Here is a 23,433-nt window from a genome sequence, read left to right on the forward strand (position 1 = left end):
AGTTTAACTGAATTATTTGTAATGGAAAGTTCTACTTTAAAAACCATTATCGTATTACTTTATTTTAAGGAAAAATTGTAAAATTTTGGATTTCAAATCCTATCTATCCCATTCCGTTTAATTGTTTTTAATCTTTTAAAGTTTGAGGGTGTAAAACCCGTTTCCTTTTTAAATTGATTGCTTAAATATGCGACACTACTGTAATTAAGTTGGTCGGCAATTTGACTTAATGTCATTTCTTCGTACATCAACAATTCTTTCACTTTTTCTATTTTCTGTTTTATAAAAAAATGCTCAATTGTTATTTGCTCAAAAGAAGAAAAAAGACTACTTAATGAATTGTAATCATGCTTTAGATTTTGAGATAGGTAACTTGAAAGATTGATATGTAGGTCATTGTTTTTCTGATGAATCAAATCAATTATTAGGGTCTTAACCCGTTCAATTAATCGACTATTTTTGTCATCAATTAACTCAAAGCCAAATGAATTTAAAACTGCATTTAATTCATTTTTTAGATATTTTATATTGTCTTCTTCCAACTCCACTTCTCCCAAATTTACCGAAAGAGGGTGTAGCCCAAGCTTCTCCAGCTCAGACTTCACCACTATTTCACAGCGTCGACAAACCATATTTTTAATATATAGCTTCATCATTTAATTGTTTCAACCGTTTTACCGCATCCTAACATTTTAGCTCCATAATATGGATTCTTAACTGAGCTTTCCTTACTTAACCAATTTGCACCCTTTCCTTTATTCGCCATTGGGCAAAATTGATAATATACCGGTTCTTCCTGTTTAGTAACCTTTGCTATAGAGTACATGTTTTTAGAGAGACTAATAAAATGGTCCCTTTGATGTCCTGCATCCTTAGTTTCTGAAATATGCTCAGCATCAAATGCTAATTCTTTCATAACCTTTATCCATTCATCATATTCGTTTTTTGCTAATGATTCCTTGTTAATGGAGTTAATAGCTTTTAGCAATGCTTCAGCTTTTAGGGATGCCGTGTTTCCATCGGTTTTAACCAATGCATCTTTTAATTCAAAATAATTGTCAAGAAGGGCTTTGAGTTGTGACACTTCACTTGATTTATCAATTAGCGATGACATCTCCTGATAAACCAATTGCGGAGACCCAACATTGATAAACGAATTAAATTCAGGTAGTCTAACATTTCCTATTTTCGCATAACACGATGTGATAGACAGCAATAATGACATTGCCATCAATAATTTTATTGATTTCATTTTTCAAAAATTTAGATTTTAAAAATACTTTACAATTAAGCAAGGATTGCTTTCGATGGGACATACCTATCCCTACAAAGTATTGAATTATACTATATTGGGAGGAATCCAAATGTAGCCGAAACCCGAAGAACTATAGGTTTCATTGTAATAAGATTTTAATCTATTAATCTCAGAGAATCTGTTTTCTCTATTTAATTCAACCCTATTCTGTAAGGCAAAGAGGCCAATTGAAGTTGGACAACTACATTTTGGATTATTACAGTTTCCGCCACAACTTTTATCTTTACTTTCTCTTGTCATTTTATGACTTTCACAACAATTATTTTTCTTACTATTGTTTGATTTATCCTGAATACAGCAAGATTTATCCGTTTTTTTTGAATTAGTTCCACATGCATACCCATTTTTAGGTGCCATAAGACACACGAAAAATGAAATCATTAGCAATATGTACACTTTACTTGTCATAAAATTAAAAACACTTAAAAGTACGAATTTGTTTAATTATTCAATATTATTTTGATTCAATCGTCAAATTATTACAGATTTGGATTTCCTATTAATTAGTAATATTTATGAAAGAAGAGAAGGATTGTGGTATCCGACTCAGATTTACTCAAACTTAATGATAATTTAATTACGGTTTTGACCACACAATGTCATAGAGTTCTTTGCGGGATAAATTGTTAATTTTCATCGTTGGAAGGGGTCATAAACTTCCTCCAATTTACGGAATTACACAAATTTCAACCCTTCAATTTCCTGATTGTCACATACTCAATCATCGCATTACAGTTGCATCTTTCGTATCTAAGGGGAGCAAACAGAAAAGTCATCAGAAATGGTGACTTATTTTTTTTAAAATCCACCTCTATTTCATCTATTCATCGATTTTTTTGTTTCAAGTCAAGTAGCAGGTTTAGTGATTTGTTTAACCACTTTCAATAAGAATTTTTATTTCAGACCTATTTTTGCTTATTTTAGCAATTACTTAAATAAGAAATGTTCACTATATTCGCATTATGGATAAACCTTCTTGTATAAGACAACAAGCAGACATTAGACAAATTCTTCGCTGTAAAGAACGTGTTTCAGAACTCCAAGGGTCGTTTGATTATTTGTCCAACGGACTTGAATTGGCTGGGAATAGTGTAAGATTTAAAATCTTGTTTCTACTTTATGAAGAAAATCGACTTTGTGTATGTGATTTAAGTGATATTTTAGGGATGACTATTTCGGCAGTTTCTCAACACTTGCGAAAACTCAAAGACAAGAATCTTATTAAAACCGAAAGAGAAGCACAAACGATTTATTACTCAATGACTAAAGAATATGACCTTTTCTTTAAACCATTTTTTAAAATAATCTACGATAACAAAATTTTAGAAACAATATGAAAACCGACAAAAAACTAATTGGTACAGGTCTTTTGACAGCGTTTGCGGCTTCATTATGTTGTATCACCCCTGTATTGGCTCTCATCGCAGGAACTAGCGGACTAGCTTCAACCTTTTCTTGGGTTGAACCATTTAGACCATATTTAATTGGTTTAACAATTTTTGTGTTAGGATTTGCTTGGTATCAAAAACTAAAACCGAAAAAGCAAATTGATTGTAAATGTGAAATAGACGAAAAACAAAATTTTATGCAAACAAAATCATTTTTAGGAATTGTTTCAGTTATTGCAATTCTGCTCTTATCATTTCCAATTTATGCTAGTGTTTTTTTCCCAAAAGTTAATAATAGTTCAATTATTACACAGGAGTATAAAACTCAAAAAGTTGAGTTTACAATTAAAGGGATGACTTGTTCAAGTTGCGAACATCATGTCAAAACAGAGATTAGTAAACTAAAAGGAATTGCTGAAGTTTTGGTTTCCTATGAGAACGGCAACGCAATTGTTAAGTTTGACAATAAACAAACGAGTATAACAGAAATCGAAAAAGCTATCAATTCCACAGGGTATAAATCACTAAAAAGTAAAATTAAATAATAATGGATATTAAATTACAATCAGTAATAACTTGCCCAAACTGTGGACACCAAAAAGAGGAAACAATGCCAACAGATGCATGTCAGTATTTTTATGAATGTGAAAGCTGTAAAACAAAATTAAAACCTTTACAAGGTGATTGTTGTGTTTATTGTAGTTATGGAAGCGTACCATGTCCACCAATACAACAGGACAAAAAATGTTGCTAATCGAATCCAATTAAGAAAAATTAGAAAATGGTTAATTTTTCAAAAAGTGTTATCTTTGTATTGAGACTTAAACGTAACTCATTAGTTTTCTAATGGTTATGAACTTATAAAGTTCCCCGAAGCTGCATCTTTCGTCTGTAAGGGGAGCACAAATCAAAAAGAGGTAATAGTTTACTTCCTTCAATTTAAACGAAGTTTTAAACTTTAATATTTGTGCAGCTCTTGTGCAGCAAAACAAATAAAAACTACCATTTTGCTGCACAAAAAGACCCAAATATGGTCTTTAAACCCAATAAAGACCCATTTTATGATAATGTAGGTTTCCGGTACCTAAGATGCAGGTTCGATTCCTTCCGGGGCTACACAAAGTAGCAAAGCAAAAAAAAGGACATTTCGAAAGAGATGTCCTTTTTTTCTGTTCAAAAATAAAGCCCCCCACTATTCCTAGCAGAGGGCTTCGCATAAATTTAACGTATTAGGGTTAGGTAATCGCGTGTTGTATTAGAACTAGAATCATTTACAATACAAAGGAACATCGTTCCTGCGATTCCCACAATGAGGCCTAGGCCTCATTTTTATACCCAAAATGACTTAAGGCAAATGCCAATAAACTGTTGTTTTCCGTCGACAGATTTAATTTCTTACTAATGTGATAGCGATGATTTTTCACCGTCTTTTCCGATATAAAAAGGATGTCGGCAATCTCCTTGCTCTTTTTATTCTGCGCAATCAATTCGAGAATTTTTAATTCGGATTGTGTGAGGTCCCCCAGCTTTTGGCTTTGTTGGGCTACAGAAAATATTTGATCAAATGCCATTTCCACCGAAACCCGAATTTGGTGATCACTCCACGGCTTTAAGATGTAATTGACGGGATGCGTTTTACCGGCTAATTCCACAATTTTCCGATCACTAAATGCGGTCAAATAGATAATGGCTAGCTGAGGCTTCAACTGCAATGCTTGTTTCACAAAATCAATTCCACTTGGTCCTTCGCCAATATTTATGTCACATATAGCTAATTGGGGGTTAAATGTATCAAGGGCCTGCAAAGCCAAATGAAAGTCATGAAATACTTGACAAGCATAGCCCAATTCTTCCAAAATCTCCTTGATATCCAAGGCCACAATAATCTCGTCCTCCAAGATTATAATTCGCTTTTGATCCATAATTAAATTGTAAAAGTTAATAAATGCTTGATGCCTTGGCTTTGATGCAGGGTATAGGTCGCCCCCATTTGCTCACTCAATATGCGAATGAGCCGCATCCCTAAATTCGAATTTTGATTAATCTCTTCCACCCGTCCCGGACCGTTGTCCTCGATGGATAAAATAACTTGTGTGTCTTTTTGCTCTATTTCAATTGTTAGTACGCCAGCAGAATCCCCCACAAAGGCATATTTAAATGCATTTGACACAATTTCATTGATAATCAAACCCAATGTCCCTATACGCTCAAAGCGTAATCTGATTGAATCTTGCATCTTAAAATCGATCGTGACGGGGTTCAACTCGTCTTGCGCATACATCTGCTGCAAATGCTCCACCAAGGTCCGCACATAACTATCCAAGGCTACATATTCCATTTCATCTGTTTGAAATAGATTATTATGCACCAAAGCAATGGTCTGAATTCGATTTTGAAGCGCTGTAATCAGGTCAATCGATTCTTCGTTTTTAGTCCGACGCTTCTGAAGATTCAACAAACTATAAATCACTTGTAAATTATTCTTCACGCGATGATGCAATTCCTTGAGCAACACAGCATTCCGTTCATGTTCTAAATCCAATTGAATTCGATTTTGCGTCAGCAAACCTTTTTGGCGAAAATTGACATACAACAAAATAGAACCAAATAGGATTGTTCCAAGGATAATGCTCAACAACTTAATTTTAAAGTCCTGCAATTTTGACGCCTCGGAATACACTTCTACCTGATGCAGACTTTTCATCGACTCCGCGCGGTGTTTTACGAGTTCTAATTGGCCCAAAAGCAAAATAGATTTGTTCCGATTAATGTGTGCATTCACCGTGTCTTGATATGCTTGCAAGGCCCGATTGAAATAATAGGCCGAGTCATAGCGATTGAGCGTAGCATAGTAATCCGCATAAGCACCCAGCATCATAAGCTTTACTGGAGGAATCACCTTCTCGGCCATTAATATACGGGCATGATCCATGTAATATTTGGCAGACTCCATGCGACCGATGTGGAGATAGGCCCGAGCCAAGGATATTTCTTTCCCGATTTGATTGTCGGGATTATCGATACTCGCGCGGATATCAAACTGCAGCATAGGGATCACTTGGCTATAATTTCCCATCTCCATGTCGCATTGCGCCATCAGCCCTTTAAATAAGCCCTCCCAATAGCGCAATTCCCGTGGCAGGTAAACCGCCTTCGCAGCCTTACGTACTTCAGCCACTTCATTATACCCTTGCGCATAGGTCTCGCGTGCCTTTTTGTAATTCTTCAAGTCGGTATATATCCAACCCAAGCGCTGCAAATAAAACAAACGACGATAATCTCCCCGGGGAGGAACCGTTTGAAATTGCTTAAAATCTCGTAAGGCATCCTCAAAGAGCCCGCACTCCCGGTAAATTTCCCAAAAGGTCTTGATATAGCCTAGTTTGATCCGTAATCGCCGAATGGGAATAGCCTTTTCAATTTCGTTTTTTCCGCGGTACTCTTCCTCCAATTTAATGAGGATATGCCGCCAATAATACGCGGGTACTTGCTTTTGATGTTTAAATAGAAACTCAAAAAATGGCAAGCCATGGGAAAATTTGGCCTGATTATGATAGACCATCGACAGGGGAATCGCGGCTTTAATCATTAAATCCAAGTTCTGCTGTTGAACAGCACGGGACCATTGTGACTCAAGAATTCGCTCTAAATCCGTGACATTGCTATTTGAAAAAAAACTCCCATCTACACGAAAAATACGATCCCATGTCTTCCACATAAATTGCGGATTTTGATAACGGAGATCGCGTTTAAATTTATCCGAATTATAGGAATCATCAGACCAGCTTCGGAAAGAAACGAGCAGCAATAGACATAATAAGGCCTTATAAAGGCAACTTAATTTCATTCGATTTCAATTAGAACTAGGGCCTTTTCAGGGCTTTCAAGCAAACAAGATAAGGGCTTCTAGTTGAAAATCAAATGCCTGCAAAAAATTATAAGGTATTTAACGCGGAAACTTCAGCGGCACTTAATGCCCGATTGTAAATACGTAATTCGTCGATCGAGCCACTGAAATACTCTCGAATATCATTTGTGGATGCATTAACTACGCGAGCACCAATGGATAAGACAGATGGATTGATAAATAAGGGGCTAGTTAGATGTGGCCACGTATGTATCAATTGACCATTTAAATAGTATCGCTCTGTTCCTCCATCATAGGTTACAACAATGTGCGTCCATAAATTCGCAAATGTACCTGAACTAAAAGTACGGTCAAAACTCCAATGATTATGCATTAATCCTTGATTTGTGAGTGTTTTGACATAATTACAAGCCGCCGGAATATTCGCTGGACCATAGCCCGCAATGACCATATCTCTACTCCAAATACTCGCTTTAAACCACATTGACATCGAATATGCCGCGTTGTTGGAAGGCAGGTTTTTCGGATTCAACAATGTCAAAAACTGATTCGAGCCATTAAAACTATAAGCCGTATTATTCACCCCTCTACGCCCAGCTGTTTTCGTCGCCCCACTGCTTAACGCATTCCCGGAGCTAGAATAATCCCGGGTATCTCCATTCAGTGGATAAAACGCAACCAAGCCATTATTCAATCCTGAATTAGCCAGCGTCGTCATAAATTCGCGCTGATTCCCATAGGTATAAATCCCATTAATCTTCGCATAGGAACGTACAAAGTACTTTTGACCGGGAATCAAATCTGTTAACGTAAAGCTTGCATTATTCGCACTCGCTGGGTAATAAAAATCAGATACAGTGGGGCTATCCAAGAATCCCCAACAAACTCCGCGTTCCTGAACCGCATATTGCGTGGATAAATTTGCAATCGCTATCCCTGTCGTCGCACGGGAATCTTGAATATTACTTAATGCCAATGTTTGAACATCAACAAAATTCCCCTTCCCTTCCGGAATAACAGGATCCTTCTCACATGAAAAAAGTAAACAAATAAAGATGATTAATAAGCCCTGCTTCATGTTTTAAAAGTTTAAACCAAATCCAATCCACAAATCAGAAAAAGCTTTGGAATCTGCCGACTTAAACAGACCTAAATAATTAATTCCACCAGCCACGTGAATCCGCTTGAAAACTAAATTCAAGCCCCCTTCTACCTCTACACCGGATTGGCTTGCAAACGAATTTTGCGCCCAAATCGCCCCTGTTTTTGTACCGGAGAAATTATATTCATCGGCCGACCAATACAATGACCGAGCCCCGTAGCCAACACCCGCGCGTAAGTAAACGTGTTCATTCAGGCCAAACAAAAAGGCAGGAACGACAGATAATCGAGTTGTTTTAACTTCTTTGGTAAATTTATAAATCGAGGTAGTAGCCGTATAATTGGTAATCGCTTCATTCGAGGCGGTATACCCCGTTGATGGCGAACCCGCCAAACCGTAATGAAGCGTCATTGCATAGCCATACCAACCGCGAATGACACCAAACTGCCCCGCTAATGTTAAATTAGATTGCTCGCCCCCTAAGGCTATAGGACTAATCCCAACATTCATGAAACGAAACGATTGATCAATCGGTTGAATGATGGGCTTTTTGATAACTGGCTTTTCGACTACCTTAACTTGCGTGGTATCAGGGACTTTGAATTCCCCTTTTTCGTCTAATTTCGACGGCGTTATTTGAAAAACATATTCAGATGGGGGCAAATTCAAGCCTTTGGCATCTATCTGAAAATAGTAATTAAAGCCCGGTGAAACACTAGATAAATTCAAGCCATGAATCGCAGATGCGTCCACTTGTTTGCGCGCACCATTCGGATATTCTTGCACATACACACGCAGATCATACGTCTTTTGTTGCTTACTATCTAGATCGAAGAATACCTCAAAACGCTTGATTTCGGGCACATAACCAATCTGCACATTGGAAATTTCCTGTGCTTGTCCGGCAAAAACACATCCTAGTATCAAAGATGCGCTTCCTAAAAAATATTGAAGACGCTTGAGCATGGGACCTGAACTTAAGGTTTTGGAACCACAACGCGTTCGGTGCGGATGCGGGATCCCAATACATTCGCTTTCACATTTGCTTCTGTCTTCCAAAATCCACGTTGGTTCGTAATATTATACTTAGGATTAGAAAACACATCAATGTCTGGATTTTGATGAACTAGCTGGTAGTTCATTTCGTGCATTGCGTTAGAGACTGCAATGTTCGGGAAAGCTTGGTTATTGATGGCTCCTGCCAGAGGCAGAGCTAAAACGGAAGCAATTGCCCAATGAACATTGGGACTATTTTTATCTTCGACCGAAATCGTTTGATTTCCATATCCTTGATATGTTATTTTTTTATACCCAAATGTAGGTTCTAAATTTACTCCCATCCAAACGGTCGTACCTAACAAGGATAATATGGGAAGAATCGCTGGCGTCCGAAACATCGACACCCCATTAAAACGAAAGATGAAGCCCGACTTATTTTTGGACTCCTTATTCTTCATATAAGGAATTCCCCAAAATGAATTGCCCACAACTTCCACTTCCTTTAAGCGCTTGATATCATACTCAGACGAATTTCGATTTAACGAAACATCCGAATAACCTCCACTACCTGAAATTACTTGATTGGAACAACTCGAAATAAATAATGAAAAAATAAGCAATGTGGCTAATATTGCCGCATGCAATGCTTTACGAGCGTGTAACATACCTGTCTATTTTTGAGAACTAAGAATTCACCAAAAGTAGACAGGCATATCAGCTTCTAAAAACAAAAATTATTAAGCGGTCAGAAATTATCGTACCTCAAACACCAACGCCGTTTTCGCCGGAACGTCTAAACTCGCTCCTAATACCTGCGTCTTGTCATTCAACACATCCGTCAATTTGGCACCTGGCTTAATTAATTCCGCAAAATTTCCCATGCTGAGTGTCTTCGCCGTGGCGTTCTTATTCATCACGACCATCACCTTGCCTTTTTCCGAATAACGGAAATAAACATAGACCCCATTTTCTGGGCCAAAATGCGTCAATTTCCCAGTATGAATGACTTCAGCATGCTTCCGCCAATTCAACAATTTCTTAAAGAAATCTTGCGTGCTCTTCTCATCTGCCGTAAAGCCGCGTTGGGTTACCGCATCTTTGATATCTCCGGGCCAACCGCCATAAAAATCCCCACGGATTTCACCATGTTCATTGCTTTTGGGATTCGACATCAAGATTTCTGTTCCGTAAAAAATCTGCGGAATGCCCCGTGTTGTCAACAAATATGTCATTCCCATTCGGAATAAAGCTTGGTCATGTTTGACCTGTGAATAGAAACGTGACATGTCATGGTTGTCGCCAAACACCACCAAATTATCCGGATTCGCATAGACCAAATCATTCGAAATCACCGAATAAATCTTGTTCAAGCCCTTGCCCCAATCTTGATCATTCTCATTCATCGCCTCCGAAATGGCGTTTTGCAAAGGAAAATCCATCAAGGCTGGTAAAGATGATTTGAAACCATCGCGGTTGATTTTACCTTTCTGCCAGTAGGACGTAATAATCGGATTTGATGACCACTCCTCGCCTACCATGTTCAAATTTGGATATTCCGCGAGTACCGCGTCCGACCAGCGTGCCTCGAAATGCTTTTCAGAATAGGGGTACGTATCAATGCGAATACCGCCCAAATGCGCATATTCAATCCACCAAATCGTGTTTTGAATCAAATAATTCGCCATAAATGGATTCTTTTGATTCAAATCCGGCATGGCAGGAACGAACCAACCTTCTGTCTGCATTTTGGCATCGTATTGTGATACATGGGGATCTTGAACCGTTTCTCTACGATGGGTTGTCGAAACGAACTTGCCATCAAAATTGATCCAATCTTTAAACGGAAAATCCTTCATCCACCAGTGGCCATCACCACAGTGATTCAACACGACATCCATCACGAGCTTAATGCCCTTTTGGCCTGCCTTCTCCGCCAATTCCTTGTATTGTGCATTCGTCCCAAAACGCGGATCAATCAAATAATGATCCGTGATCGCATAACCGTGGTAACTTTCTTTCGCCTGATCATTTGCCAAAACCGGCATGTTCCAAATCGCCGTAAATCCCATGTCATGGATATAAGGCAAACGGTCAATGATGCCTTTTAGGTCACCCCCATGCCGACCGTACATTTCATTACGTGCAGGATTTGGTTCGCGGTAAGTTGGAGCAGCATCGTTGCTCGGGTCGCCATTCGCAAAACGATCAGGTGTGATTAGGTAGATAACATCCTTGGTAGAATACGACGGACGATTCGCGGAATTAGGTGTGCGGGAATCGAGTTTGTAGTCGATGTGGTGGAGTATTTTGTTATCTTTTTTGATATCAATCGGATATGACCCCGCCAGCGCGTTTTTCGATATTTCACAATCCACGAAGAGGTAATTTGGGCTGTCGGCTGTATGTACTTTCACGATCTTTAAACCCGGTTTTTTAGCGATGACCTCTGCACCTTTTAAGTCCTTTCCATGGATCAGGAGCTGTAATTTGGGGTTTTTCATACCCACCCACCAGTTGAGCGGCTCGATGCGTAATTCTTGTGCTTGTAGCGTTTGCAGGCTAAGGGCTGCTAATAGGAATAATATAAGTTTCTTCATGAATCTAAAGGGTTTTGTTCAGGTTGTCAGGGTCAGGACCCTAACAACCTGCGGATTAAAATTAGCTGAAAAGGCTCAAAAAAGCGCATAAAATGACCTAAAAATGTGAAAATTATCATGTTTTAGGTAGTGAAACTGGCGAAAAAGTGGTTGTTTGCGTAACGCTGCCGGGGTCAGAGACCCCGGCAGCGTTTACCCCCCGGCATCTTGCATTTCAACGTAGATTTCGAGATATTTGTACTAATTAAAGCCCTAAAACAAACATCCTATGTGTGGAATCGTCGCCTACATCGGCTCTCAAGCCGCTTATCCCATCATTTTAAAAGGTCTTAAGCGTTTAGAATACCGCGGCTACGACAGCGCTGGAATTGCACTTTACGGCAAAAACATCACCAATTTCAAGAAAAAAGGACGCGTTGCTGAGCTGGAATCGTGGACAGACGAAATCACCCTGACGGCGTCAGTGGGGATAGGGCATACGCGCTGGGCGACGCACGGCGAACCGTCCGATGTGAATGCACACCCGCACAAATCAAATTCGGGGAAATTGACTTTGGTCCATAACGGAATCATTGAAAACTATGCATCCTTAAAACAAGAGCTAGTTCAAAAGGGCTATACGTTTGAGAGTGCGACGGATACGGAGGTTTTGGTGAATTTTATTGAGGAAATCCAACAGAGCAACAATTATTCTTTGGAAGAGGCGATGCGCATCGCATTAAAGCGCGTGGTGGGCGCTTATGTTATTATTGTAATGGAAGAAGGATTCCCAGACCGACTGATCGCCGCGCGCAAAGGAAGTCCATTGGTGATTGGTGTGGGCGATGGCGAACACTTTTTGGCATCCGATGCCTCGCCGATTATCGAATACACGAAGAAAGTAATTTACGTGAATGACTATGAATTGGCCATTATTTCACAAGATGAAATCATCTTGAAGAATTTGGGAAATGAGCCGATTACCCCATACATCCAGCAATTAGACATGGAATTAGCCCAAATCGAAAAGGGCGGCTATGACCATTTCATGTTAAAGGAAATTTTTGACCAACCGGATTCTTTGACGGATTGTTTGCGCGGCCGTTTGGATAGCGAAAACATGACGTTGACTTTGGCGGGTGTAGAACAACATTTATCTGTTTTTTCTCAGGCCAAAAGAATCGTGATCGTAGCCTGCGGAACGAGTTGGCATGCCGGTTTAGTCGCCGAATACATGATTGAGACCCTTTGCCGCATTCCGGTGGAGGTAGAATATGCCTCGGAATTCCGTTACCGCAATCCGGTGATTGGTCCGGGCGATATCATTATTGCGATTTCCCAAAGTGGAGAAACAGCAGATACCTTGGTCGCCATCGAACGCGCGAAAGAACAAGGAGCCTTTATTTTTGGGGTGGTAAATGCCGTGGGATCTTCCATCGCACGTATTTCACACGCGGGTGCCTATACGCACGCCGGTCCGGAAATTGGCGTAGCAAGTACGAAAGCCTTTACTGCCCAATTGACTGTTCTAGCCATGATGGCGATGAAGATTGGTAAGGCCAAAGGCACCCTAGCCTCAGCCGAATACGATCGTTTGATTGCAGAATTAGCCTTGATTCCTGAAAAGGTCAAAACGACTTTGGCGACACATGAAGCCATTAAAGAAGTTGCCAAACATTACGCAGATGCGCGTGATTTCTTATTCTTAGGTCGTGGATACAACTTCCCGGTTGCTTTGGAAGGCGCCTTAAAATTGAAAGAGATTTCCTACATCCATGCGGAAGGATATCCGGCTGCGGAGATGAAGCATGGTCCGATCGCTTTGGTGGATGAAAACTTACCGGTCTTGTTCATCGCAACCAAAGATGCCTATTACGAGAAGATTGTGAGTAACATTCAGGAAATCAAGGCTCGCAAAGGTATGGTGATTGCGGTGATTTCCGAGGGAGATACGCTGATTCGCGATATGGCTGACCATGTGATGGTTGTGCCGGAGGTGGATGAGTTGTTGGCCCCACTCATTAGCGTCTTGCCTACGCAATTATTGTCTTATTACATTGGGGTATTACGCGGATTGGATGTGGATAAACCACGAAATTTAGCGAAATCTGTAACGGTGGAATAACGTGATCTTATTCATCCTTGGTTTTCTGCTCAGCATTTCCCTTTGGATTCCCAAAGGAAACATCAGCCATTGGACAATCGTTTTCGATGCTTTCATCAAAGCATGCCTAGCTTTCAGTACAGCGGTTTATGTCGGCACCGAAATCCTATCACTGTTTAATGCCCTTAATACCCAAAACCTTTGGATTGCCTATGGGCTAGCTTGCCTATTGATGGGCAGGAGGGCTTGGACGACACACCAACAAACCCAATTTCCTCCACTTCCCAAGCTACCAAAACTGGGTGTAGGCCTGTTGGTTTTGCTAAGTATTCTTCTTGCTGAGGCACTTTATTTCCCGCCCAACAATTACGATTCCATGTCTTACCACATGGCGCGTGTGGCGCATTGGGCCCAAAACGGGAACGTAGACTTTTACCCGACGGGGATCGCGCGCCAACTGTTCTCCTCTCCCCTCGCGGAATACCTTATTTTACACAGCTATCTCTTGCAAGGCAGCGACCTGTGGGCAAACAGTTTCCAATGGGCAGCACTCGTCATCAATTTGCTTTTGATTGTGCGAATCATTGGCCACATGGGTGGACATCGCATCCAACAGGGATTAGGGGTATTGGTTTACCTATTGAATCCGATGGTCATTTTTCAGTCGACGACAACACAGAACGACCTAATCGCTGGCTTTTTTGTCTTGGCGAGTTTTTATTTCCTGCTGGAGCATAAGAACAAAAACAATACGCTTTGGCTCGCTTTGGCAATCAGTTTAGGAGCTTTGGTCAAATTTACTAGCCTGTTATTTGTCCTACCCTTATTGCTTTTTCACCTAAGCTATCTGCGCAAAAATATCGTGCCCAAAGTCCTGATTAGCCTCCCCATTGCCCTGCTGATTTTGGGACCTTTTTTAGGACGCAACCAACAGACCTTCGGACATGTATTAGGGCCCAAACCTGAGAGTCCCATGCACATCGCCGTGACGAATGGGAAATTAAGCCCTGCGATTACTTATTCCAATACGCTGCGCACTTGGGCCACCGACTGGGCTTTACCCTTGGGACCATGGAACCGAGCTGTGAACGATGCCGTACATCAATTACACGCTGTATGGGGTTTGCCAGATAATCCGGTGGAGGGAACCTATGATGCTTATGTTTTCAACTCGATGTTTGGCTATACGGAAGATACGGCGGGTAATATAGTAGGTAGTCTATTGTTCCTACTGGCCATAGCTTACGGAATCAAGCACCGAAAAAGCATTCCTCATGTAGGCTTTTTGCTGGGCATTTCGCTACTGGGTTTTGTGCTATTTTGCAGTTTTATCCGCTATAATCCGATGTTGGCCCGTTTACTCGTAGGACTTTATGGAATTCAAGCCATCAGCATCGGCTATATCCTAGGAAAATTCATTCCTAGCGCCAAAGCGAAATACCTCATCGTCTTATTTATTTTACCTTGGCCCTGGCTGTTCATCAACAAGTCAAAACCGATCTTGGTGGCCGAGAACCTGATTCGCCGTTGGCAGCATGTGCCACAGCAGCAGCTCTCGAAAACTGATTGGCAGAAAATCCAGAATAGCCCATGGTACCCCGAGTTAACTACTTATTATGAAAAGCAGGGAGATCAATACCGGATCAAAGCCGATTTATCCGAGTCGCAGCGTGCTCGGATTGTGGACATCCTGTTAGATTCTGTGCAATTGCAGGCACGTCCGGCGGCTTGGCAATTAACGCGCGAGGCCAATTATTTTCAGAACAAATTAGTGAATCGCGGACCTTATGCGGAAATACGCAAAAGGATTCAGGCCAAAGGCTATACGCGCATCGGGATGGCTTGGGGCTATGACGGCATGGAATATCCTTGGTGGGTGATGATGCCAGGGAAGCATTTGGTTGATGTACATGCAGATCCAAGCTTAGCACATACGCGCAATGCACGAACGGAGTGGGTGGAATGTGTGATTAGTGATTTCCCCATTTTGGGACCTGGCTGGGGAACGTATCAGGTAGAGGCCATTGGGCCGATGTATTTCATTGAGTTTCCGAAAGCGGTGCAGGTGCCTTAGAAACCGGCCAAATCGTACTTGTTTATTATCAAAAAATAGAATAAACATTATTCTTCAAATTCAAGATTTACGATAAGTTTGTTGAAATATTCTTTAGACCAAATCGTTAATTCTTCCGGATTTTGGACAAAACGAATCACATCTTCTTTCACATTTTCAATTTTAGTTGAATCGATTTTCATGACTAACAATTCCAATAATTGGTTCTTATTAATTGATTCCTGAGACCAATCGCCACTTTCAATGGCTCTTTGGCAAAAATGACTTAAGTTCAACTTGACTCCATTTCTGATATACCATTCCATATCATACCAATCTCTTCCCTTAACTCTATTTTTCCATTTACGAAAAAGCATCGCATGCATTTTCCCGGCAAACAAATTTGGCAAGGTAAGACAATTCACATAGAAGGAAAAAGGTTTAGTAAGTAATAGATGCTCTGTGTTAAAATGAAGCGGCGGATTTGTGTCTATCTCAATTTTAATTTTTATGCTAGGCTTTACAGTAAGCTTAATTTGAGGTATCGTACTTTCAAATATTAACTCGCTCCAGCACGTTTCAGACTTTAAAAATGCAGAATCAATATTCGATATATTTAACTTCGTTTTCTGATTTAATGAAACTTGCATACCCATTGCATTAAATTCTTCAAGCACATAGGGGAAAAAAGGCTCAAATTCAAAATCAGGATTCTTTTCCAAAAGAGAAAAATCCAAATCCTCCGAAAATCGATTTAGCCCATGAAATATTCGCAGAGCCGTTCCTCCGTAGAAGGCAGCATGTTTATAAAAACTTGCCCTGTATAGACCAGCAAGTGTGATTTCTTGCATGATTTCTCGCAAAGCTTGTTCTGTTTCTTGAATATTTTTTGGCTTATATGAATCAATCCAATCCTTTATCATAATCCTGCTATTGCTTCAATGATTAATTTAATACTACGACTTTTAGGGCAAACGGGTAACCAGGTTAACATGGTCCTTAAATCGAACTCACGAAGTTGATCCTTTTCAATTCGTAAATCATCCACCAAAAAAGCAAGTGCTTGTTGCTTACTGCGCAAATTGACTCCTGCCGTTGTAATCACTTTATCACAAAGTGCTTTTTCTGGGCCCGCAATTAACACGGTCTGCTTTTCATGTATCGTTAAGGATTTAATTCCCAAAGGGTAATAGGCCAAAGGCAAGTGAGTGAAACTATAAACAACTTGTTGCGACGTATATCGCTTGGAAATTTTTGGAGTCATGCTACAAATCTCAAAAACCCGCTCAGGAATTAATCCCCAATGAAACAAGGCTGAATCAAGTGATACATAGCTTGGGCCATATAAATGATTGGCTATCAGAAAAGGTTCAGGAGTGTTTGTACTGACCAAAGAACTCGTAACATAAAGCCCCCTTCTTAATTGATAAATAACACCTTGCTTAAGCAACTCCATTATCTTGTCATAGGGTCGACTATACCCTTTTAGCAAGCCGAGAAGAACTTGTGTACTTATCGGTTGATCACTATACGAAGACAATTCCCTAATTACATTCATATGTCAAATATATAAACACAATTCGGATATTTTCCGAATTAACTATTAATTTTTTACAAAATTTGTAAAATTTTATCAATCTTTTCGGAAATTATTGGCTTGTAGTTCTTACAAAGAATTACCCCTGAGATCCACTGTAGTAAAAGTGTAAGCACCATTAAGACTGTTTAGAATTGAGGATAAAACCTTTAATTTTCAATTGTCTATGAAAAAGACCCTATTTACAGAAACGTAAATTATTCCATTTGCCCCCTTCATATCATTTTATTTTAGGTGCACGTTTCATCAATTTAATACCCGCATCTTGCAATTTTCGTCCCAGCAAATCATTAGCTGCAACTTCCAATAAATCCTTTTCAAACCCCAAGACAAACAAAACTTGCAAATAGTGCCCCATCGCGACGGTGGCAACTCCATGTTCAATGTTGTATAACGTTTTCCGACTGATGCCCGCGCGTTCTGCCAACTGGCTCGCCGACATTTTGCGACGTAAACGAGCAAATTGAATATTTTCGCCCATCACCTGGATAATTTGTGTAAGTTTCGGCAAAAGCAAAGGTGCATTTTTCATATAATGAGTCATATAATAAACAAATATAATTAAAATTGACATTTATATGACACATTAAAAAGATTCAGTATACAAAAAAAATGTTTCCACAAGTTGGGAAACATCTTTGAAAGAAAAGTAAATAAAACTGATAAAATGCAATTTACACCTCGTCGTAATTCTTCGACGTTTGCAGCATGATTTTTTTGATGGATAGGAGAATCAATCCGAGGATCACGGTGGACACGATCACGAGGAGCGAGATGAACAAGCTGCCGGCGACGCCTGAAGTCCAACCGGAGATGGCGGTAAAAGCGATGTATTTGGAATAGATCACATAACAAGCTACGCCAAAGAGTGCGAAGATAAACAGCACAAACAGCTTCATGAGGGAGTAAAGAATCTCTTCTGAATACTCGATCATGGAATAAAGCCCGTGAAAGACGAGGCTTTGAAAATTCATTTTGGGGTTATTATCGATGCGGGCGGCGCGGTCAAAGGTAAAATAGGAAATACCCATTTTTTGTTTGGTCAAAAAGCTGCCGTAGTGGATAAAGGGTTGGTGAACAATTTTTGCCAAAACGCGATCGCTAATCATGGAGAAATTTCCATGGGAAATGTTGCGACCGGTAATGATCTGAAAAATAATGCGGTAGAAGAAATAACCCACTTTGAAGCGGAAACTTTCTTGTCGGCTCCCCCGATTCACCAGCATGATGTCACTTGTTCCGGCTCCTTGAATGAAGTTCAAAATCGCGGCGGGATCATCTTCGCCGTCTGAATCCATCACAATGTAACCCGCGGCATTTGTTTGCAGACTATGTGCATAATGCAGGCCGTGGCGAATTGCTTCTTGGTGGCCGGAATTGTGGCGCAGTTGGATGATTTGTAATTCGTACAGCGGGGATTGGAATTGAAACGCTTTGGCGATGGCCACGGTGTCGTCGGTGGATCCGTCATCGACAAGGATGATGCGGAAAGCGTAGGAGCTTTGGACGGTTTTGGCTTCGATATCCCTGAGGAGCTGTGCGATGACACCACTTTCATTAAAGCAGGGAAGGATGATGCAAAACGATTTTTCCATGAGCAAGCGACGCGCGACGATTCAATTCGAGCGTAAAGCTATTGATAAATCAAGAAATTGCAAGGAGTGAAATAACAAAATCAGGTGCCAAGTGGGGAAATGTGAATCTCGGATGGGATAAAGCCCCCAATTTACATAGTTACAAATTTGCCGATTATGCATCAAGAGACAATTGCCTCACAACCATTTTATCGAGATTATCTACCCATGAATTATAATTAGCCTATAAATCATCGTAGGCTGGAATCTATACATTTAAGCAAGTTTTGCATTAAATTTCATTCATTAAACAATAAATACAAGTCCAATGCATGATATTTCACACAAAAATTATCATTCATTAAGCTTGTAAGTTGATTCTTGATAAAGCTTCTAATTGCTCATAAAACTTGGACTTATTGTTCTTTTCTAGTTCGACCAAGTTTTTAAGTTTCCAACTAATCCCCGGATAATTGCTCCAATCTCCATATATCCAATCCGGCTTATTCGTGGCTACAGACCTCAAAAAATTTAAGTGCTGCCTATTTAGTGACTTTAATATAGCTTCCAGTAATCTTTTTCTTTGTTGCTCATAAACGCCATAAGTAAAATCCACATCTGTCATTCCATGAAACTGAGTATTCATAGCACTTTGCTGGTCTTTGAACACAGGTGCTAAAATCTCATGCATGGGTTTACTTGATGACAACAAACAAAATAAAAAGCCCTTGATCATTTCTTCATCAAGAGGCTCTTTATCCAAAAGCCTCATTGTATCAAATATATCTCTTGGATGTTGACGATCTAACGCTGCAATAATTTTTCCTCCAAAAAGTTGATTCTTGGGGACCGTTTTCATTTCAAAGAACTGGTCAAACTTTTCCTGTGCCCTAGCACATAAGCTTCGAGTCTCAACATCTCCAATAACCCCACGATTAATTGTATTGACTTCCATTTTAATTTGTACGCCCTTCAAATTACAGAAAAGCTTAAACTCCCCCATCACATGGTTAGGATTAGTCACTTGAATGCCAGGAACTACTCTTATAAGTTCAGAAGCAATTTTTTCCAAATTTGCCTTTATTTCCATCAAATCACTTTCCCGATTTTCAATAGGCAAATAGGTTAGGTCAATATCTACAGATAATCTTGGCATTTCATCATGAAATAGATTGATTGCAGTTCCTCCATGGAGTGCGAAAACGCCCATTTCGTTGATATATGGTAATACTCTGAGCAACAATTCCGTTTGACGTATATAAATTAACTCCATCAGTTTATTCTTTGGGGTACTGTTATCTTATACTTTTCATTGTATGAACCGTCTTTTACAATCGACCGTTTCCCTGAGCCCAAATTGATTTTATCAACATCTAAATAGTTAAACCATGTATGGTTAGAGACTTCTGCAAAATACAAAAACAACCTTTTCACTTTGATAGAAGTACAAGCCTCAAGCAATTTTTGAACTTCACTAGGTTTTAAACTCGTTAGACCCTCCATGATCAAATACACTTCTGCTAAATCAAACTTCTTAGGTGCTATTTCGAGGCATTCCAGTATCGCCCTTGCGGGGGTTGAAATTTTTATTTTAAAATTACCTAGATCATACTCCATTATACCCAACTGCGCAGGCAAAAAGCTTGAACAAAACAATCGATGCGCCTTCCAGTCCCGATTATTTTTAAACCATTTCGGAAATTTATATCCTGGATGAGCGAAAAATGAAAGCGATGTATCATTCATTTCAATATTGTGGGCAAAACCCAACAAGCTCAATGCTGATTTCCCTCCTATGTGAATATTCTTCCCTTTTTGTTGCTGCAAAGCATATAAGGCCCCGAAAACTGCTAGTTCATCATTTTTCCTTTTAAATGCACCACTGCCGATCGTCTCAAGCCAATGGCTCTTTAAATAGCGATGCTGAAGGGAATGCGAATACCCTTGAGACAACAACCAAGAAGACAGAATAACTGTCCCTTTGGGGATATCTTGCAATAATTTGTTTAATTTATTGTCCAAATTTATACTCATAGTACAAATATAAGATTTTATTTAAACCAAAATGCATAAACTAGCTTTAATTTATCCTTTATATCAGTGAATTACGGTATAGTCACACGTGTGCAAATTCAAATTTGATAGTTTATTTTATACCCTAATAATTATACCATTAGTATAATTTTAGGCACAATTTCAAACTTAAATGTATGTGACCTGCTCCCCGTGGACCACACGAATCTAAACCGCAGATTACGCTGATTTTACTGATTTTGAAGGATTTCTAAATAAACTGCGCACCGGAATGTGCACTATATAAGTAGTAATAAATAAACTTTAATGCTCTTTTTATTACCTATCAAAAGGTCATAATTTTTGATTGAAAGAATCCTGAATATTTCTAGCCATAATAATCAAATCATTAAATGAAGGGATATCTCCATACATCATTTCTTTAGCCATTTCTTCATAGTCATTTTTTAATTTCATTAATTTTTCGTCAGAAGGAATGATAGAAATTTGACCTATACATAGGGTACTTTGATCGAAATGTTTTATTGGGGAATATGATTTTCGATGCTTAATAATGTCTTCAATAAATTGAATATCTACCAAAGTATGAGAATAATTTTCATTTAATCGATATAAATCATAATAATGACGAGACATTCTAAATGTCTTCATTTTGCTCTCATCTTCTCGATTGTATTCCTCATGTAATAATAAAATTTTCTCAATCAGTGTTCTACCAGGTTGAATAGTAGTAACCGGGAACGCAAATTCTCCATAAATGTCATTCGGGAAATAATAATTTAATAAAGATTGCATATGACGGCAATCGTTGGGCTCATTATGGGAACGAACACTAAACTCAACTTTTACCTTTTCTGGCAAATATGGATTAGGGTCATACAAGGATTTATAGTTTATATATATTGTTTGAGGATCGGTGTCTGGCATATCAGCTTGAATTTCCTGCACCTCTATGGAATACAACTCCTTACGAATTTGAAGTTTTTCAAAGGATTCTCTTAACTCATTAGCAATTTCATTACTTGTAAATAAACAACCCTTTCTCCTAAGTTGTTCAACAAATGATTTAGATGGATTGTCTTTATAATTTAATCCAAACACTTCAGCATTTAGAGCAATATCAATATCTTCAGAAAATCGATCAATAATTCCCCAACCTTTACTCAATGAGGTCCCTCCTTTGAATGCAAAATACGGTTCATACCTTGATGTGAATAAAATTTTCAAAACAAGTGTTACCCACCAATCTTTTTCAACTGCTTTTGGAGATATTCCCGACTTCAATGATGCTTGATTTAAAGAGATTTTTCGTGAGACATCATCGAGATTTTCAAGCCATCCAATCATACAGTTTGATTTAAATAGTTTTTAACTACAAAATCACTAATTTTTGCAGAAGCGAGTTTCAAATCATGCTTCAATTTTTTCTCATCTTCTTTTTCGAGTAATTTTTTTACTTTTTCTATTTCTGATTTGGACAATTGTTTTAAGTCCAATTCCTCTAAACCTAACAACACTAAGCTAGAAATTGAACCAATCATAGCTAATTTTTTGGCAGTTGTAGGTTGAAATACAATCGATCCTTTACCGATATTAATATTTTTCTTTGTACCATTAGTCAGGTAAACCAACTTCATAGAAACTTGCGTAGAAAGCCCAATTTTATTCAAAGCATATTGTCCTGAAGGCATAATTTTCACGCGCTCTTTTTTTGCTAAAGATGTTGCTATTTCTTCTATGGAAGGAAGCACCTCTCCAAACACCTTATCATGCATAGCTGTCACATAAATTCCTTGACCCATACGAACCAAAACTTTCTGCTCAACCAAACGAGAGAGCGCTTTCCTGATTGCTGTAGAAGTCCCCAAATCCTTAAAATCTGAAGGCAAAAAAATACAACCAGGCTTCGCCCGCTTAACTCTTGCTTCAATTTGACTATTAATAGACTTGCTCATGTCACAAATATACAAATAATTGTGACACGATTACAAAAAATAAATAATGAATTCAACAAGGAAAATAAGGGAATAAACCACAAAATGATCTAAAATATTCGTTTCGAACTATTGAATTGACAAGCATCAATAAACTTCCTTCCAAAAGAAGAATAAACATAATGGAATTTTAAATTTGTCTCATTGGGCACTCTTTTATTAGAGTTTTGATTATCAATAATGTGAAATGTTAATAGTCCTAAAGACAGAAGTGCATGATTGATATTGGATCTTTCATAAATTTCATCGTAAGTAAAGATTAATTTATTTTCGATGAAATCTTTTAAATCATTGAAATATAAAGATTGAATGATGTTAAATGACCTTTGAAAAAATGATTCATCGATTTTCCCTATCATTAAATTCGAAAATAAATTAGCAATGATTTTCATTTTATCTAAATGATCTACGCGATCAATTGCTACTAATAAAGCAGAATAAAATCCTTCCATATCTTCAGGATTCGACAAATATTTAGCTTCAAATTCACGAAACTCGCCCTCATTTATATCGGAAAGACCATTAACAAATTTAAAAATTTTATCAACTAAAAATTTTGTCCTTACTTTGTCAACTACAGTTACAGTTTTGGAAATCCAACCTAAAATTGGAATTTCTTTTAAGATTTCGTTTGAAATTTTTGAATCTAAAATTGCTTCTCCGATATCTATTAATGGGTCTTTTAAACTTATTGAATTGATAATTGATTCCCTTAAATCCGAATTGACATTTTCCATCTATATTACTTCATTAAGTAGTAAATTTAACTTTTAATTATAATACGATTGACCTGTGACCTGCTCCTGGCAGGCATGCAAACAATGAAGTA

22 protein-coding genes are annotated in these 23,433 nt (G+C 38.8%); 5 read left to right on the forward strand and 17 right to left on the reverse strand.

Going from position 1 to position 23,433, the window contains the following annotated elements:
* Positions 1 to 92: 92 nt before the first annotated feature.
* Both SKC38_RS04255 and SKC38_RS04260 read right to left on the reverse strand, forming a co-directional pair.
* Positions 93 to 656: a helix-turn-helix domain-containing protein gene (locus SKC38_RS04255; protein WP_127804766.1), complete on the reverse strand. Its 564-nt coding sequence runs from the start codon at positions 654 to 656 to the stop codon at positions 93 to 95.
* A complete protein-coding gene (locus SKC38_RS04260) occupies positions 653 to 1,252 on the reverse strand; it encodes a DUF3347 domain-containing protein (protein WP_109323765.1) in 600 nt (199 codons plus the stop codon). The genes SKC38_RS04255 and SKC38_RS04260 overlap by 4 nt, the downstream gene beginning before the upstream one ends.
* Before the next feature lie 1,025 nt (positions 1,253 to 2,277).
* On the opposite strand from SKC38_RS04260, the gene SKC38_RS04265 reads away from it, so the two are divergent.
* The 3 genes from SKC38_RS04265 to SKC38_RS04275 are packed head-to-tail and all read left to right on the forward strand — an operon-like array spanning position 2,278 to position 3,457.
* Positions 2,278 to 2,652: an ArsR/SmtB family transcription factor gene (locus SKC38_RS04265; RefSeq protein ID WP_223143227.1), complete on the forward strand. Its 375-nt coding sequence runs from the start codon at positions 2,278 to 2,280 to the stop codon at positions 2,650 to 2,652.
* Positions 2,649 to 3,248 carry a mercuric transport protein MerTP gene (merTP, locus tag SKC38_RS04270; RefSeq protein ID WP_223143226.1) on the forward strand — a complete coding sequence of 200 codons (600 nt, stop codon included), beginning with the start codon at positions 2,649 to 2,651 and terminating at the stop codon, positions 3,246 to 3,248. Before SKC38_RS04265 ends, merTP begins: the two co-directional genes overlap by 4 nt.
* 2 nt (positions 3,249 to 3,250) lie before the next feature.
* On the forward strand, positions 3,251 to 3,457 hold the full coding sequence (locus tag SKC38_RS04275) for a GDCCVxC domain-containing (seleno)protein (protein WP_262899966.1): 207 nt from the start codon (positions 3,251 to 3,253) through the stop codon (positions 3,455 to 3,457).
* A 562-nt stretch (positions 3,458 to 4,019) separates the two neighbouring features.
* On the opposite strand, the gene SKC38_RS04280 is transcribed toward SKC38_RS04275, so the two are convergent.
* The 6 genes from SKC38_RS04280 to SKC38_RS04305 all read right to left on the reverse strand — a co-directional run bounded on the left by SKC38_RS04280 (position 4,020) and on the right by SKC38_RS04305 (position 11,269).
* On the reverse strand, positions 4,020 to 4,625 hold the full coding sequence (locus tag SKC38_RS04280; protein ID WP_377975381.1) for a response regulator transcription factor: 606 nt from the start codon (positions 4,623 to 4,625) through the stop codon (positions 4,020 to 4,022).
* Positions 4,626 to 4,627: 2 nt separating this feature from the next.
* Positions 4,628 to 6,550 (reverse strand): sensor histidine kinase, encoded by a 1,923-nt coding sequence (locus SKC38_RS04285; protein WP_377975383.1) that lies wholly within the window; start codon positions 6,548 to 6,550, stop codon positions 4,628 to 4,630.
* Between the two features lie 88 nt (positions 6,551 to 6,638).
* Positions 6,639 to 7,649 (reverse strand): LamG domain-containing protein, encoded by a 1,011-nt coding sequence (locus SKC38_RS04290; RefSeq protein WP_377975384.1) that lies wholly within the window; start codon positions 7,647 to 7,649, stop codon positions 6,639 to 6,641.
* A 3-nt stretch (positions 7,650 to 7,652) separates the two neighbouring features.
* On the reverse strand, positions 7,653 to 8,639 hold the full coding sequence (locus tag SKC38_RS04295) for a hypothetical protein (protein ID WP_377975386.1): 987 nt from the start codon (positions 8,637 to 8,639) through the stop codon (positions 7,653 to 7,655).
* An 11-nt stretch (positions 8,640 to 8,650) separates the two neighbouring features.
* Positions 8,651 to 9,337, reverse strand: coding sequence for a hypothetical protein (locus tag SKC38_RS04300; RefSeq protein ID WP_377975387.1), 687 nt, complete (start codon positions 9,335 to 9,337; stop codon positions 8,651 to 8,653).
* An 87-nt stretch (positions 9,338 to 9,424) separates the two neighbouring features.
* Positions 9,425 to 11,269, reverse strand: coding sequence for a glycoside hydrolase family 13 protein (locus SKC38_RS04305; RefSeq protein ID WP_377975389.1), 1,845 nt, complete (start codon positions 11,267 to 11,269; stop codon positions 9,425 to 9,427).
* Between the two features lie 268 nt (positions 11,270 to 11,537).
* Between SKC38_RS04305 and glmS the strand changes: the two genes are divergently transcribed.
* Together glmS and SKC38_RS04315 are read left to right on the forward strand one after the other, a co-directional pair.
* Entirely contained in the window at positions 11,538 to 13,373 is a 1,836-nt protein-coding gene (gene glmS, locus SKC38_RS04310) for a glutamine--fructose-6-phosphate transaminase (isomerizing) (protein ID WP_377975391.1), read from the forward strand.
* 1 nt (position 13,374) lies between these two features.
* Positions 13,375 to 15,426 carry a glycosyltransferase family 39 protein gene (locus SKC38_RS04315; protein WP_377975393.1) on the forward strand — a complete coding sequence of 684 codons (2,052 nt, stop codon included), beginning with the start codon at positions 13,375 to 13,377 and terminating at the stop codon, positions 15,424 to 15,426.
* Positions 15,427 to 15,473: 47 nt separating this feature from the next.
* Here SKC38_RS04315 and SKC38_RS04320 read toward each other — a convergent pair whose 3' ends face one another.
* From SKC38_RS04320 to SKC38_RS04360, 9 genes are all read right to left on the reverse strand, one after another.
* Complete coding sequence (locus SKC38_RS04320; RefSeq protein ID WP_377975395.1) at positions 15,474 to 16,328, reverse strand: nucleotidyl transferase AbiEii/AbiGii toxin family protein; 855 nt, start codon at positions 16,326 to 16,328, stop codon at positions 15,474 to 15,476.
* Entirely contained in the window at positions 16,325 to 16,963 is a 639-nt protein-coding gene (locus SKC38_RS04325; RefSeq protein WP_377975396.1) for a type IV toxin-antitoxin system AbiEi family antitoxin domain-containing protein, read from the reverse strand. Before SKC38_RS04325 ends, SKC38_RS04320 begins: the two co-directional genes overlap by 4 nt.
* A gap of 259 nt (positions 16,964 to 17,222) precedes the next feature.
* A complete protein-coding gene (locus tag SKC38_RS04330; protein WP_377975398.1) occupies positions 17,223 to 17,534 on the reverse strand; it encodes a helix-turn-helix domain-containing protein in 312 nt (103 codons plus the stop codon).
* Between the two features lie 142 nt (positions 17,535 to 17,676).
* The gene (locus SKC38_RS04335) at positions 17,677 to 18,597 is read right to left on the reverse strand and encodes a glycosyltransferase family 2 protein (RefSeq protein ID WP_377975400.1); all 921 of its coding nucleotides are present in this window, start codon (positions 18,595 to 18,597) and stop codon (positions 17,677 to 17,679) included.
* A gap of 340 nt (positions 18,598 to 18,937) precedes the next feature.
* Positions 18,938 to 19,849: a nucleotidyl transferase AbiEii/AbiGii toxin family protein gene (locus SKC38_RS04340; RefSeq protein WP_377975402.1), complete on the reverse strand. Its 912-nt coding sequence runs from the start codon at positions 19,847 to 19,849 to the stop codon at positions 18,938 to 18,940.
* Positions 19,849 to 20,610: a type IV toxin-antitoxin system AbiEi family antitoxin gene (locus tag SKC38_RS04345; protein WP_377975404.1), complete on the reverse strand. Its 762-nt coding sequence runs from the start codon at positions 20,608 to 20,610 to the stop codon at positions 19,849 to 19,851. The genes SKC38_RS04340 and SKC38_RS04345 overlap by 1 nt, the downstream gene beginning before the upstream one ends.
* A gap of 333 nt (positions 20,611 to 20,943) precedes the next feature.
* Positions 20,944 to 21,957: a nucleotidyl transferase AbiEii/AbiGii toxin family protein gene (locus tag SKC38_RS04350; protein ID WP_377975405.1), complete on the reverse strand. Its 1,014-nt coding sequence runs from the start codon at positions 21,955 to 21,957 to the stop codon at positions 20,944 to 20,946.
* The gene (locus SKC38_RS04355; protein WP_377975407.1) at positions 21,954 to 22,565 is read right to left on the reverse strand and encodes a DUF6088 family protein; all 612 of its coding nucleotides are present in this window, start codon (positions 22,563 to 22,565) and stop codon (positions 21,954 to 21,956) included. Before SKC38_RS04355 ends, SKC38_RS04350 begins: the two co-directional genes overlap by 4 nt.
* An 89-nt stretch (positions 22,566 to 22,654) precedes the next feature.
* Positions 22,655 to 23,341 (reverse strand): hypothetical protein, encoded by a 687-nt coding sequence (locus SKC38_RS04360; RefSeq protein WP_377975409.1) that lies wholly within the window; start codon positions 23,339 to 23,341, stop codon positions 22,655 to 22,657.
* Positions 23,342 to 23,433 lie beyond the last annotated feature (92 nt).

Origin of the sequence: Aquirufa echingensis, assembly GCF_042714525.1 — a bacterium.
In the GTDB taxonomy this organism is placed as follows: Bacteria; Bacteroidota; Bacteroidia; order Cytophagales; family Spirosomataceae; genus Aquirufa; species Aquirufa echingensis.